Annotated in this window: 11 protein-coding genes; 3 read left to right on the top strand and 8 right to left on the bottom strand. The window is 48.9% G+C overall.

The annotated features are described in order from the left end of the window. Positions 1 to 133: 133 nt before the first annotated feature. A complete protein-coding gene (locus PN498_RS09245; protein ID WP_272062437.1) occupies positions 134 to 1,528 on the bottom strand; it encodes a Ycf66 family protein in 1,395 nt (464 codons plus the stop codon). Between the two features lie 154 nt (positions 1,529 to 1,682). Between PN498_RS09245 and PN498_RS09240 the strand changes: the two genes are divergently transcribed. Next, complete coding sequence (locus PN498_RS09240) at positions 1,683 to 2,384, top strand: diacylglycerol/polyprenol kinase family protein (RefSeq protein WP_272062436.1); 702 nt, start codon at positions 1,683 to 1,685, stop codon at positions 2,382 to 2,384. Positions 2,385 to 2,414: 30 nt separating this feature from the next. Here the strand turns inward: PN498_RS09240 and PN498_RS09235 are convergent, their stop codons facing one another. Continuing rightward, on the bottom strand, positions 2,415 to 2,753 hold the full coding sequence (locus PN498_RS09235; RefSeq protein WP_272062435.1) for a hypothetical protein: 339 nt from the start codon (positions 2,751 to 2,753) through the stop codon (positions 2,415 to 2,417). A 720-nt stretch (positions 2,754 to 3,473) separates the two neighbouring features. Here PN498_RS09235 and PN498_RS09230 point away from each other — a divergent pair. Next, complete coding sequence (locus tag PN498_RS09230; RefSeq protein WP_272062434.1) at positions 3,474 to 4,004, top strand: pentapeptide repeat-containing protein; 531 nt, start codon at positions 3,474 to 3,476, stop codon at positions 4,002 to 4,004. Positions 4,005 to 4,022: 18 nt separating this feature from the next. Here PN498_RS09230 and PN498_RS09225 read toward each other — a convergent pair whose 3' ends face one another. Next, the gene (locus PN498_RS09225) at positions 4,023 to 4,778 is read right to left on the bottom strand and encodes a VOC family protein (RefSeq protein ID WP_272062433.1); all 756 of its coding nucleotides are present in this window, start codon (positions 4,776 to 4,778) and stop codon (positions 4,023 to 4,025) included. 143 nt (positions 4,779 to 4,921) lie between these two features. Here PN498_RS09225 and PN498_RS09220 point away from each other — a divergent pair, with 143 nt between their 5' ends. Then, positions 4,922 to 5,197, top strand: a complete 276-nt coding sequence (locus PN498_RS09220; protein WP_272062432.1) for a hypothetical protein — start codon at positions 4,922 to 4,924, stop codon at positions 5,195 to 5,197. Here PN498_RS09220 and PN498_RS09215 read toward each other — a convergent pair. The 5 genes from PN498_RS09215 to PN498_RS09195 all read right to left on the bottom strand — a co-directional run bounded on the left by PN498_RS09215 (position 5,194) and on the right by PN498_RS09195 (position 13,682). Further along, a complete protein-coding gene (locus tag PN498_RS09215; protein WP_272062431.1) occupies positions 5,194 to 5,976 on the bottom strand; it encodes a DUF4058 family protein in 783 nt (260 codons plus the stop codon). The two genes, PN498_RS09220 and PN498_RS09215, sit on opposite strands and share 4 nt — an antisense overlap. Before the next feature lie 200 nt (positions 5,977 to 6,176). Beyond that, entirely contained in the window at positions 6,177 to 8,633 is a 2,457-nt protein-coding gene (gene ppsA, locus PN498_RS09210) for a phosphoenolpyruvate synthase (RefSeq protein WP_272062430.1), read from the bottom strand. Between the two features lie 139 nt (positions 8,634 to 8,772). After that, a complete protein-coding gene (locus PN498_RS09205; protein ID WP_272062429.1) occupies positions 8,773 to 11,745 on the bottom strand; it encodes an SBBP repeat-containing protein in 2,973 nt (990 codons plus the stop codon). Between the two features lie 97 nt (positions 11,746 to 11,842). After that, a complete protein-coding gene (locus PN498_RS09200; RefSeq protein WP_272062428.1) occupies positions 11,843 to 12,655 on the bottom strand; it encodes a class I SAM-dependent methyltransferase in 813 nt (270 codons plus the stop codon). Positions 12,656 to 12,695: 40 nt separating this feature from the next. Then, positions 12,696 to 13,682 (bottom strand): NAD-dependent epimerase/dehydratase family protein, encoded by a 987-nt coding sequence (locus tag PN498_RS09195; protein ID WP_272062427.1) that lies wholly within the window; start codon positions 13,680 to 13,682, stop codon positions 12,696 to 12,698.

The following is a 13,682-nucleotide window of genomic DNA, read 5'->3' as shown; positions in this document are numbered from 1 at the left end:
TGCCGATCTAAACCTTTCCTATAATTTCGGGTGGGCAATTCAAATGGATGCTAGACAAGCAACGCAATGTAGGCTGTCAATCAGCTACAGCAAAATCGTTAAAATCTTCAGGCTAAGGTCGTCAAGTCAATGACTAGTCGGGCCAATTGCTCTCTTCATCGTCATCTGTCGCCGGTGCGGGCGTCGAGGTGGGAGGGCTATTTTGGACTTCATCTGGCCAGTTCGTTTCTGTTGCACTGGCTCGATCAAAGGACTCAGTTGAAGACGGCGTGGATCCTACTTGTGATGCTTCATCCGGCCAGTTTTGCTCAAACTCAGACTCGTTGCTGTCGCTCTCTGCTGCTTGCGGCTGTATAGTCCTTTGAATCGCATCAGCTGGAGATCGCGGAGGCTCTCTATCTATTTGAGGTACTGCTGGAGGTACTGTACTTTCGTCCTTTTTATCAGCGTCCCCGACATCAACCCAGCTAGCATCGGTTTGTGATGATATGGGGCGTCTGGGTGGGGAGGATGGTTTGGCCTCCGCTGCGTCCGGCGATCGCGGAATAGACGGTGCTCGTCGCGGAATTTCAATCACGGCCCGTTGAGGCTTCGGCTTACGGAAACTTTTTGCCATATCTCCAAACCATGCCGCTACTCCGGCGACAGGATTGACTTTCTTCGTACCCTTTGGAATAGGTTTCGACCCTTGGGCGGCTGGCTCAGAAGTGACGGGCTGGGATGGACGCATTGCTGGACGGGACGACTTTTGAGTCGCAGTGATCCGCTGTGGTGTCTTACTGGTCTTGAATGGTGCAGCCTGCGCAGGTTGTCTATTGGCCCTGACGATTTCGGTTTCAGCGGTTTCCACTTCTGCCGCAGCCGTTTCTACAGTCTCTGCTGGAGCGGCACCTTCGTTGGGCGCAGCGACCTCTTCTGTCTCCAAAGAGGCAGAACTGTCTGAAGGAGGTTCTGTTGGAATGGGTGTAGTCCCCTGCTGAGGACTGCGAGCGGAAACGGTGGCAAACTCTGAAGGCACCGATTGACCTTCTCCCGGAGCCGTCTCAAATTCGTAAGCGGGCGATCGCTTCAAGGGCGGCACATCAGATGAAACATCGACGCCTCTAGGTCCCGCAGTTCGATTTCGCATTGATGAAACCGCCCCACGCACATCCGCCCAAACAGCCTGAATGCTGTTGATCAAAGAGTCGACCTTGATATACGTCTTTAGCTGCTGTTGCAGCCCTTGTCCCCAGCGCTGCAAATCTTCCCCTGTCACGGGTGTTCTAACGGTCTCAGGGGTTAGGTCCCGACGCAGTGTCAGCGTCTGCCAGCCCAACCAGCCCAGCAGTGCCACACTGGCAGTCTGTCCCAGCAGCACTGCCCCGGTAATTCGTCCAGCACAAAACCACAGCACCACGGCATAAAACAGGCCCAAGCCACTCCAGAAAAAATCCTGGCGACGATGAATCTCTGGCACGAAAAAGGCTGCCATATAAAAGCTAAAGCTGCCAATGGCGATAACAATTGCAAGAACGTAAGCCAGCATTAGCGCGATCGCCTCTCCTGCGGTGTGCTCCCTTTAAACTTACAGCGCTTTTTAAAGAGTGGAAGAGTTGAAGAATGATGGCAGAGTAGCAGGAGGATAGAGCAACCGCGTGATGAAAAACGATAGAGTATTTCCACGGAACTGAGGAAAGGTATTGCGAGATGCCCTGCTAGATCTCACAGGTTTGCCACTGCCAGTGGTACAGGTGGCCTTAGTTGGACTTTGGTTAGGGACAGTCGGCTTAATCTCGCAAGGCTTATATTGGACTGGATCCGTTTCCTCAGAAGTGACCCGCAAGATTGTTCATATCGGGGCAGGAAACGTAATTCTACTGGCCTGGTGGTTACAAACTCCGGCCTGGATGGGAATTGCCGCTTCTATAGTCTTTAGCGGCGTCGCACTACTGTCCTACTGGCTGCCGATTTTGCCCGGAATTAATAGTGTTGGCCGAACCAGTTTAGGAACCTTTTTCTATGCCATTAGCATTGGCGTACTGACGGCTGTGTTTTGGGGAAACGGTCATCCTGAATTCGCAGCTTTGGGAATTTTGACGATGACTTGGGGAGACGGCATGGCTGCACTGGTAGGTCAATCCCTAGGTCGCCACATTTATAAGGTTTGGGATATGAAGAAGAGCTGGGAGGGAACAAGCGCGATGCTGGTTGTGAGTTTTGTCGCCTGCTTTCTCGTGCTCCGCATTGTATATGGGCAAGGTTTGACGGTTAGCGCGATCGCTCTCCTTGCCGCCCTATTTGCGACGTTCTTAGAGTCCTTTTCAAAACTAGGATTAGACAATCTAACCGTTCCTCTAGGAAGCGCTTTTTTAGCTTACGGGCTAACCCTATGGTGGCTATGACTTAGACATTCAAGCTGGAACAAGCCATAGCTATTGCCTGCTGGCTATCTCTATAAATGAGATCGCGTCTTGAATGTCGTGTCGCAGATGCTCATCCATTCGATTAGCTAACTTCAGTTCATCTTCCAGCAGGATTGCCACAGCACTACGAACGGGTCCTGTATGTTGGGGAATCCTCAGCGCTTCAGGAATACCCTCAGGCAAAATAGCTTTTCGAGCAGGCCGCCCTGTCAATTCGTGACTGGGATCTAATGGGATTCTTTGGTAGCGATGCATCGTGTTCACCTTTGAGAGCGTGTTCCAGGGATCAGGCAAGGTGGAGACCACCCATTTATCAGGCGTTTCTTGGCGCTGAACAGCAGAGGACATGGCACCCCTCCTAACTTTTCTCTTGAATGTTTTCAACCCCTAACCGAACCGATAACAGACAATCAAACGCACATTTTCTCGGGGTTTAATTTCTAATTGCCTCAACAAAAAAAGTTAGTTCAACAAAAAAGTAAAGCCTTTCAGAACGTCACTTCACAAACTAGTTAGTATCCGGTTCAACAGGAACTCTTTTTTACACCAATTGTCTTTTTAGGTCAGAAAATGGCATTCGAAATTCCCAGTCCCCTTAGCAGGAATTATTTTCGAGAAATGAAATTATTCGCTTATATCACTAAGTTTAGCATTTGTTTTTTGATGTCTGTCCTCAAATCCAGACCGCTTTCATGGTCATACAGATAAGCATTTAATGTCAGGTTGATTAAAGATAGAAATGACAGTAATTTTTCAAAACCATACCGTTGCGCTAATTCACTTTAGCTGCATAATTTTCAACGGTTGAAGACATTAGGGTCTGCGCCATAACAAGCTCTATTCTGTCTTTCACGTTGATCCTTCTAGCGTTTACATACCTTTTCATTGTGTTAACGAATTGACTTCTTCGACTAATGCCAAGCAATAATTGAATTATCTGGTTTTAATTCAACAAAAAATAGCACTCAGATTTGAGTTGGTGTTGGCTTGTCAGAACACCAACTCAGAGAAGTATGTGTTTTTTATGAGGATTCAGGATCAGATTAGGTACGGTTTGGAGCAATAAAAATGAATATTCAACAGTTTTTGCACGAGTACAATCAAGGCGATCGCAATTTTTCTGGCCTCAATCTTCATGGCGCTGACCTTAGCAATCACAACCTCAGTGGTATTGACTTAAGCCGTGCAGATCTAACTGGAGCTAATCTTTCTGGTGCAAATCTTACGCGAGCAAATTTGAGTGGCACCAATTTTACTGATGCAGATTTAAGCGGTGCAGATTTGAGCGGCGCCAACCTTGAACGAGTTAATTTAATCGGCACCTCTTTGGCAGGAGCCGATTTGATCGGTAGTAATTTGACACGAGCTGATATGCGAGCTGCCGATTTAGAAGAAACCGATTTGAGGGGAGCCAATCTCACGGAAGCGGATATCAGTGGAGCAAATTTTCGACGGGCTAATATAAACAGTGCTTGTTTAGATGGCGTCGATTTTGAAAGCGTTGATCTACAGGGAACGGATGTTTCTCAGATTCGTTTGAATGATGAATATGCGCCTACAGGAATGTCACGTGATTGGATAACGTGGGGACCAAACTGATGTCTCCAACTCATCCATTTATGGATGCATAAGACCAAACATAGCCTTCGTTGGGTCCATAAGGATACTAAGCCGTCCTGCATGTGGTCTATCAATTTCTGCCGTAACTACTGCACCCAGTACCCTTGCCTTTGTTGTTGATAAATCGATGGTGTTAGTTGCGAGATAAGGTAACCAAATTGCAGAATCGACGGCATTAGTTTGCTGCACTGCTCCAGCTACATTAATGTTGTTTGCATTGACAAAGAGGACGTATTTCATCTCCTTTATATCAACGTCCTTAGACTTCCAAGCAAACAATTCACTATAGAATTGCCTCGCTGATTCAAGGTCTGCGGTCATTAGTTCATCCCATAGGAACGTACCTTTAGGAGTAGGAAAGTTATGGGTAGGAGAGTTTAAGCAGATGATAGCTCCCTGGGGATCTCGAATGACTGCACTGCGTCCTACTCCTGGAGTGTTGAAAGGGCGTTGGTAAACTGTTGCCCCTAAGATCTCTGCTTTTGCTGTCGTGGCATCAACATCTTCAACATTGACATAGGCGGCCCAGCAAGGAGATATCTCCCACCCAGTATTGACAAACCCCCCATGAGCTTCTCCGTTGGCTAAGATCAATGGGTAATCAGCCTCACCCGGTCTCCACACAAAGTTATCCGTGTGTTCGACTTTGTATTTCCAGCCGAGGAGTTGGGCATAAAACTCCCTTGCTTTATCTACAGAGGGCGTTAAAAGATCATGCCAAACAACTTGCCCGGTGCCTGTCTCGATTCCCATGATTTATTGTGGTTTCAAGCCAAAAAAGAGGAATCATAGCTGACTGCTATCGAACTAACTTAGAGCTAGATCGTCATCAATAGAGCTATGAGAACTGGCCCTACGCTATCTCATCAAGTTGAGAAACTTGTGAGGAGGATTTTGTGGACTTAAGTCGCTTTATTACAGGGGTTACGATCGCCCTTTTGGGCAGCATAGTGTCTGCAACTCCCCTACAGGCAGATTTTCAAGAAGCTCATCCCCCTGTCCCGATTCCTGATGATATTGACGTCATCTTGAGATCTGAGTCAGACTTTTTTGATCGCGGTCGAGAGCAGTTTGATCAGGAGATTGACCGTTTAAGACAGGATCCCTCTGAATCAGATGAGGCGTTGCTGACGATTGAGGAGTTTACAGAAGACGTCGATGAGGAAGATTAGACGTTGTGAAGATGTTCCTTCAGCCAAACTTGATCTGCTTCAGACAGGCTAGGAGCTGGCGGCATTTGGGTATAGTCGATGCGGGTTTGATAGCGACCACGCTCATAAACGCCCTCGAAGATAGGCTGTAGAGCGATCGCGATCGCATCGTCTTCAGGCTTCAGCGGAATGGTGATTGTAGGCAGGGGCTGCCGCAGGCCAAAACCATACAAGTCGGCTTTGGGACGCTGATAGCTGGGGCTAACCAAGATTCGGTACGGAGTGGGCATGACATTACTTGAAAGTGGCATGGGATATCCAGCTCGAAGTAAGTCCAACTCGACCAGACTGGTCGCACTTCCCAATATCTGAGTCCGCTTTTCTGTATAGGTCATGCGTCCTTTCTCTGAGCGCTTGTTCTTGGGTGAAAGTAATTCAATGGCGGTAATGACGGCTCCCGATGTCAAATCACGAATCTCCAGATAGCGCTCTGTAACTTCTTCTGGAATGGGCACTTCCACCTGTTGAGGCTCAACCTGCACCGCTAACACTCCTACATCAGAAGGTTGCAGCAGTGTCTCTTTCTGAGCATTTGAAACAATGACAGCATCTGGAATACCCATTAATGCTCCCTCTATTGCATTGTCTAAGTAGGTACGTGCTTCTACCTCGATGTAGTAGTCGGGAGCCAACTGGGTTTCAATCGCATCCGCCAAGGCCACGATAAAGCGACTATGAAACGAGGACCAGAACGCTGGTTGTTCTAAATATGGGTCCATGCCGGGAAGAGGAGAGGGCATCGCAGAAAGCTGTCTGACACTGGCAAGAAAGTTGTTGCTTTCATTTTACTTAGATCTTGCCGTTGAATTTACGCTACCCCCTGCCTCCCAAATTGGACTAAGGCTATAGAATTCCTAAGCCTTTTGCAAATACTCCATCTAACGGCTAGCGGTAGTGTCAGGTGAGCAATGCCCACCTGACGTGGGATCGGTTCTCTCTCTTAACGTCCGTTAAGCTTTTGTTCGACGTCAGCGATGGTGAGGGTTGTTTTGAGTACCGAATCGGGATTGAGACTAATGGAGTCAATCCCCTGCTCGACCAGGAACTGAGCGAATTCAGGATAATCACTCGGAGCCTGACCACAGATGCCAATCTTGCGATCGCATCCTTTTACCCGTTCAATCACCGTGCGGACAGTCTCCATCACCCCAGCATTGCGTTCATCAAACAGGTGCGCGACCAGAGCGGAATCGCGATCCAGCCCTAGCGTGAGCTGGGTCAAGTCATTGGAGCCAATGGAAAATCCGTCAAAAATCTGGCTAAATTCCTTCGCCAAAACAACATTGTTGGGAATTTCGCACATGACGTAAACTTGCAAACCGGCTTCGCCTCGCTTGAGGCCATAGCTTGCCATTTCCGCAAGTACCCGTTCGCCCTCCGCCGGTGTGCGACAGAACGGCACCATCGGAATGACATTGGTCAACCCCATATCGTGACGCACACGTCCCAAAGCTTTGCACTCCAACCCAAAGGCATCGCGATAGCGCGGATCAGTGTAGCGAGAAGCCCCCCGCCAGCCGATCATTGGATTTTCCTCAACGGGTTCGAAGTCCACGCCGCCCAGCAGATTAGCGTACTCATTACTCTTGAAATCCGACAGGCGAATGACAACAGGTTTGGGATAAAAAGCAGCAGCGATCGTGCCAATACCGTGGGCTAGCCGTTCCACAAAGTAATCTGGCTTGTGAGGATAGCGTGCTGTCAGAGCGGCAATTTCTTGTTTAGCCTCAAAGTCCTTAATTTGGTCAAACTGAAGGAGCGCTAAGGGATGCGCTTTAATGTGGTTGGCAATGATAAATTCCATCCGTGCCAGTCCCACACCGTCACAGGGAATTGCCGCTAGGCGAAAGGCTTCCTCTGGATTGCCAACATTCATCAAAATCTGAGTGCGCGTACTCGGCACCTGATCGATCGCAGTCTTTTCGACCTCAAAGGGCAGCAAGCCCTCATAGACTTTACCGACCTCGCCTTCTGCACAGGACACCGTCACTGGCGATCCGGTCTGCACCACATCGGTGGCGTCGCCACAGCCCACAATGGCAGGGATGCCCATTTCCCTAGCGATGATTGCAGCATGGCAGGTCCGGCCACCCTGATCGGTCACAATTGCGCTGGCTCGCTTCATAATGGGTTCCCAGTCAGGGTCAGTGCGCTGAGTAATCAGGACTTCGCCGGGCTGAAACTCAGCAATGTTTTGGACTGAGCGAATCACCTTAGCTTGCCCCTGACCGATCATTTCCCCCACGGCCTGTCCCTCCAGCAAAGGCGTCAGCGCCTTCACGTCAGTCTGAAGATGATAGGTCTGTAACACCGATTCTGATTTCTGAGATTGCACGGTCTCAGGTCGAGCTTGAACGATGAATAATTCCCGCGTCAGACCATCCTTAGCCCACTCAATATCCATGGGGCTGTGCAGGCCTCGCACTTGAGAGTAGTGGTCTTCAATGATGCAGGCCCAACGAGCCAGCGTCAGAATTTCATCATCGCTGAGAGCATAGCGCTGACGATCCGTCTCAGAAACAGGGACGTTTTTGGTCAGCTTACTACCGCCCACGTCATAGATCATTTTGAGTTCTTTGCTGCCTAATCGCTTCTTCAAAATGGGACGGTATCCCTGTTGCAGCGTTGGCTTGAAGACGAGGTATTCGTCAGGAGTGACTGACCCCTGCACTACGTTTTCTCCTAAGCCATAGGCGGCGGTAATCAGGGCTGCATTCTTGAAGCCTGTTTCCGTATCAATTGAGAACATCACGCCGGAGGTGGCGAGATCGGAGCGCACCATTCGTTGGACCCCGACTGACAGGGCGATAGTGAAGTGGTCAAAGCCTTTGAGGGTGCGATAAGAAATAGCGCGATCAGTGAACAGCGAGGCAAAGCATTTATGGCAGGATTCCAAGACACCTTTAATGCCATGAACATTGAGGTAGGTCTCTTGTTGTCCCGCAAAGCTAGCATCGGGCAGGTCTTCGGCAGTCGCGCTGGAGCGCACCGCAACGTCTATATTTGGGTGCCTGCTTTGCTCACAGAGTTGACGATAGGCCTGGGCGATCGCCCCCGATAGGTCATGGGGAAACGGCGTTTCTAAAATTAAGATGCGAGCCTGCCGTCCACAGTGACGAAGCGCATCAACATCTTCCACATCAAGATTAGCGAAGAGTTCCTTCAGCGGCTCTTCCAAATTGGCCTGCCGAATAAAGTAGCGGTAGGCATAGGCTGTTGTAGCAAAACCCGTAGGAACCTGTACACCTTTTGCAGTCAGTCGCTGAATCATTTCTCCCAAGGAGGCATTCTTGCCGCCGACATGGGGAACGTCATCAATACCAATTTTGTCGAACCAACGGATAAAATCAGCGTTTCCTGTAACTTTGACTGGAGAAGAGTGGATTGCTTGAGTCATAAAAATTAGTCTCAACAAGCGATTTAGACTTCTAATTCCACTCATCTGTAGATCAACAGTTTGAGGAATTTATGAGGATTGGCTACAGGCTCCTATGGATCAGGGTAGATACAGAGTTACAGCACTGGTGATATGGGGATCACGCGATCGCTAAGTCTACTTCAAGAATCATGTCGTTGAAGTCATAGTCGCCGCCGCCAGCCATGTCCTCAAACCCAAAGACATTGTCCGATAACAGGCGGACGTGATCGGTCTGGTCTGAGTTAGCAGCCATAAACGGGAAGTAGATCTTGGGATCGTTCAACGTATTGTCGTCGAGTAGCGCTTGAGTCGAACCATCGACAACGATGAAAGGAGCATACAGATAGCCGCCGGCCAGCGCCTGCTCAGTGCTAGCGGTAGAGCGGTTGTCCACAGTCAACTCAAAGCCGAGTCTTTGTTGCAGAGCAGCAGCGATGTAACCATCCTCGCCAGGTAAAATGTCGGAAAAGCCATCACCGTCAGTGTCTACGCCGCCGTTTTCATCCACCCGATAAAAGCCGATGAGATTGTCGTAGCGAGCTTCGCGACTCAGCGTGAATTCTGCATTCAAAGTCTGACCGACAAACGCTCGTAAATCCAGCAGTTCGCCTTCTTGGTCAGCCTGAAGATCTGCACCGATCGCGATCGCACGGTCTGTCTCAGCCACCTGTAGCTCAACGCTGGGAAAAACTGATTCTAGCTGGGTGTCGCTAGTTTCCCAGGTCAGGACATGGTTTTGAGGCGTTTCGCTAGAAAAAGAGACTGATTTGATCGTCGAAAACTGAGCGATATCAAACGAAGCCCGACCGCCTTTGACTTCATCGGAGGAATATTGGTGAATCAAATAGAAGCGATAGCGATCGTCTGTATCCAGCGCTAGAGTACGGCTGATTTCGTCTCCACCCGGAAGCACAGAAGCCGCAGGTAGAATTGAGAATAGCGTTTTGGCTTGAGCCAGGGCCGCTTCTGAATAGCCGTCCTCTCCCGGCAAGAGTCCTGCAACCCGTCCGTCTGCATCCTCAACTCGAAAGAAACCCATGTCGTGGATTGCTGGCGCGTCGTGGTTTTGCAACAAAAACCGAACGTTTTGGCCATCTGAAACAGCAGGTGGAAAACCGTCGTTACTGACGATGGTGCCGGGTCCTTCTCCCTCAGCATCGGTATCGTTGCCGTCTCCTTCCAGGTCTATTCCATCCGTCGGGCTATTGCCGCCACCGTTGTTCGTCCCATCATCAGGATTGTCCGTAGGAACATCCACCTCACCGTCAGGGATACTCCCATCACCGCCAGAATCAGCGGCATCGGCAAACTCCAGGAGTTGCCCGGATGTGCTGTCAACTTTGGCGATCCAAGCGTCATAAGCCCCTTGCGATAAGGCTCCTAAGGATCCTTCTGTAAAACCCGTGACGAAAAGATGCCCCAGGTCGTCAACCACTAAGTCAGTAGCATAGTCAAGATAGGGAGTGCCCCACTGACGAATCCAAGTTTGCTCTCCATCGGCATTGTATTTGGCAACCCAGAAGTCATAAGAGCCAGCATTTTCTCCACCCAGATCACCATCGGTGTAACCAGAAATGAAGATATTACCGTTTGCGTCAATATCCATTCCCGCAAGGAAAGAACCATCGTCGCCGCTGGTGCCAAACTGTTTGACCCAGGCCTGCGTTCCATCAGGGAGATGCTTCGATAGCCACACATCATAGGAACCAAAGCTTTGGTCCCCCAGTTGACCCAGCGTCCAGCCCGTACTGTAAATGTTTCCAGTCTGATCAACCTCAATGTCCCAGCTAAACTCAAAGTCCTCGCTGCCAAATTGGTCAATCCATATTTGCTCACCTGTTTGGTTATCGAGGTGCGTTACCCAAATGTCGTAAAATCCTGAGCTTTCGGCTTCTAAATCTCCTAGGGTCCATCCAGTGGCGTAGACGCGACCATCGTCACCGACCGCAACCCCATAGGATTCATCGAACGTTTCAGGGACGCCAAATTCTGAGAACCAAAGCAAGTTACCGTCGCTGTCGTACTTGCGAACCCACGGATCATCGATAACAGGAACTCCCCCGAGTTCTTCGGGATTGGGATTGTTCTTGACCCGGTTACCTGAAATGTAGATATTGCTATCGGCATCAATATCAATATCGAAGGAGTCAAATTGCAGATCGAATCCGGTTTGCTGACTCCACAAAAGATTGCCATCACTGTCGTATTTATGAATCCATAAATCTGAACCTCCAGCTTGCTTTGGCTCAACAAAGTCACCCCGTGTAGTTCCGGTAACATAAAGGTTTCCGTCACTATCCGTAATGGTGTTGAAAACAGCTTCAAAGGTATCTGTTCCTAATTGTTTGCTCCACTGTTCTTCGCCTGCGCTGTTGAACTTTGTGAGCCAGCCATCATAGGCACCTAAATTTTCATCTAATAGAGAACCGTTCGTTGCGCCACCGACATAAAAGCTGCCTTCAGAGTCAACGGTAATCGTAATACCAAGGTCAATACCAGCACTTCCCAACTGCTTGATTTGAGTTAGTTCTGAGACAGGAGGCGGCGTGTTTCCGGCGAATAGAAAAACATCGTCCTCAAGGGTTAGGACTAGTTCAGGTGAGGAAATAATAAATCCAATAGCATCGGGAATACCGAAATCTGTTTGCCAAAAAATAATTTCTCCAACACCAATATCAACTAAGAAATAATCGTCTGGATTCCCGTGTAGTTGAATCGTATCTTCAGCAGGATTGAAATCATAGAGAACCGCAAAATCATTGAATCCGAGCGTGAAGGTATTTGTCGGTGTAGTGGCAACATAATATGGCTGCTGCCAATCTCCAAGAACGAAGCGATCGCTACCTCCACTAGGCGGATTACCTGCTAGAGTTTGAAAGAGAGAGTCGATAATAAGACTAGGAACAATTTCTAAATCGCCGAACAGAACATCAATGTCAAAATCATAGTTATTCTGCTCGTCGAAATCGTAGCTAATGAGCGTATCGTTGCCTTGACGACCAAAGACTAATGAAAGCAATTCATTGCCGCCAAAGATAGGTTCGCTTCCAGGTGTAAGAACTTCGTTTGCAAATGGGCTTTGGGGGTTCATTTTTTATAGGAAAGAAGAGTCGCGTGTATTGTCGTAACTTAGAAGCACCTTGAGGTGTTATGGGCTAAAGCAGTCAGGCAGAAGGATAGGAATGAATTTATCCTGGCCTTTTGTTAGCTAAAACCACTAACTGAGGAATATCAAAACCGCCTTTGAAAAGGAAATCAGTTACCGTTCTCCAGCCCCGCCAAGTGAAGAATAGATTACGGGCAGATGGACTGGTTTCAGGATGCAGCTGACCACTTTCAAGGAGTTCACGGCGACTGAGAAAGCACTCATCGACACGATGTAGCTCTACAGAAAAACCAGTTTTGTCCAGCAAATCAAAAACATTCTGCTGGCTGAAAGCATGAAGATGATAAGGGTCAAAGTGACGGGTTTCACCCAGTGGAACGGAAAGCAACAAATCACCCTGAGGCGTCAATAAATTCGAAAGCCGAGTGAGAAACTTTTCGGGTGAGAGCAGATGCTCGATGGTTTCAAAGGAAATAACGACGTCGAAGCGCTCAGGACAGGTGAAGGTTTCTGCATTAGCGTGAACAAATTCCAGACCGTCTGTTTGATATTTAGAGCGGGCGTGGCGGACTGCGTCCTCAAACACATCGACACCTTTTACCGAAGCAGCTCCAGCCAGGTGAAGCATGTGGCTACCGTATCCTTCACCACAGGCAATATCCAGCACTTTTTTGTTTTTCACAAATCGACAGGCGGTTTTATAGCGCTGAAAGTGTTGGTCACGGACTTTCTGCCCTGCCGAATCTGTCCCAATTTGATCTGGCATCAGCCGTTCACCCATACCCCAACTCAGATCAAGGGCCTGTCTGACTTGCAGCTGTTCGGGAGTGTAGAGCACAGCGTTATCGGCGCCACTGAGGGCTTGAGATTGGATGAGAGTTTGTTCAGATTGCATGATCTTTTTGTGGAATAAGGGGGACAGTAAATCGAGAACATTAATGCAGTTGATTGAGCCAAACCTGGGTTCTACTCATGCCTTCTTGAAAGCTAACTTTTGGGATATAGCCAAGCTGCTTTTTAGCTTTTTCAATGGAGTAAGTATGAGGACGAGAGATGAAATCGACTGAATCAGGAAAGACGTCTGGAGACTTGCCGACAACAGTTTGTGCAAAGCTACGTAGGCGAATCAGCAGTTTTAATAGGGGTCCTGGAAGCGCAACAGGTTGAGAAATGTTTTTGAGTTTTGCTAGCTGAGTGAAATACTCTTTCCAAGTCGTAGATTGACCATCAGTGAGATTAAATATCTCTCCGTAAGCCTCATTTTCTATAGCCAAGAAAATCCCTTCGATAAGGTTGTCTATGTATACATGGTTCATAACTCCTTTTCCGTTATTTGCAAGGATAAAAAGCCCTTTTGTCATTAGTTCTAAAGGCTTGACGACCCAATAAGTACTGCCGGGTCCATAAACATCGCCGGGTCTAATGACGGTAACGCCATAGTCAGGGGGATTATTAAGGGCTAAAACGGCTTTCTCGCTGTCGATTTTGGTTTGGCAATAGGGGTTGTTTTCGCCTCTCAAAGGTCCTGACTCAGTCACGCCATCGGGAAAGTCGAAGCCATACACCATGACGCTGGAAAGATGAACAAAGGTTTTTGCGCCAGCCTGACGGGCCGCTTTGGCAACCGTGACAGCACCGTCGACGTTGACCTGGTGGAATTCTTCCAAAGAGCCACCTTCACGGACGATCGCGGCAGTATGCAGCACGATATCCGCGCCTTCACAGGCAGCCTTCGCAGCGTCTGGATCAGTGACACAACCGACAATCACATCGGCCCCTAGCTGACGGGCGAGGTCTGCTTTGGGCTGCGATCGCTGTAGCCCTTTCACCGTCATGCCTCGCGCTAGAGCCAGTTCAGCGGTTCTCAGGCCGATAAAACCGCCAATTCCTGTAATTAAGAGTGTTTTTCCGTTGAGTTCCAT

Origin of the sequence: Oscillatoria sp. CS-180 (assembly GCF_028330965.1) — a bacterium.
Taxonomy (GTDB): domain Bacteria; phylum Cyanobacteriota; class Cyanobacteriia; order Phormidesmidales; family Phormidesmidaceae; genus Halomicronema.
This window is presented reverse-complemented; position numbering and strand designations above follow the sequence as displayed.

Bases quoted from the DNA above. Each gene is read 5' to 3' on its own strand.
- PN498_RS09245 (WP_272062437.1), bottom strand. From the start codon at position 1,528: ATGCTGGCTTACGTTCTTGCAATTGTTATCGCCATTGGCAGCTTTAGC.
- PN498_RS09235 (WP_272062435.1), bottom strand. From the start codon at position 2,753: ATGTCCTCTGCTGTTCAGCGCCAAGAAACGCCTGATAAATGGGTGGTC.
- PN498_RS09230 (WP_272062434.1), top strand. From the start codon at position 3,474: ATGAATATTCAACAGTTTTTGCACGAGTACAATCAAGGCGATCGCAAT.
- PN498_RS09225 (WP_272062433.1), bottom strand. From the start codon at position 4,778: ATGGGAATCGAGACAGGCACCGGGCAAGTTGTTTGGCATGATCTTTTA.
- PN498_RS09215 (WP_272062431.1), bottom strand. From the start codon at position 5,976: ATGCCCTCTCCTCTTCCCGGCATGGACCCATATTTAGAACAACCAGCG.
- ppsA (WP_272062430.1), bottom strand. From the start codon at position 8,633: ATGACTCAAGCAATCCACTCTTCTCCAGTCAAAGTTACAGGAAACGCT.
- PN498_RS09205 (WP_272062429.1), bottom strand. From the start codon at position 11,745: ATGAACCCCCAAAGCCCATTTGCAAACGAAGTTCTTACACCTGGAAGC.
- PN498_RS09200 (WP_272062428.1), bottom strand. From the start codon at position 12,655: ATGCAATCTGAACAAACTCTCATCCAATCTCAAGCCCTCAGTGGCGCC.
- PN498_RS09195 (WP_272062427.1), bottom strand. From the start codon at position 13,682: ATGGAACTCAACGGAAAAACACTCTTAATTACAGGAATTGGCGGTTTT.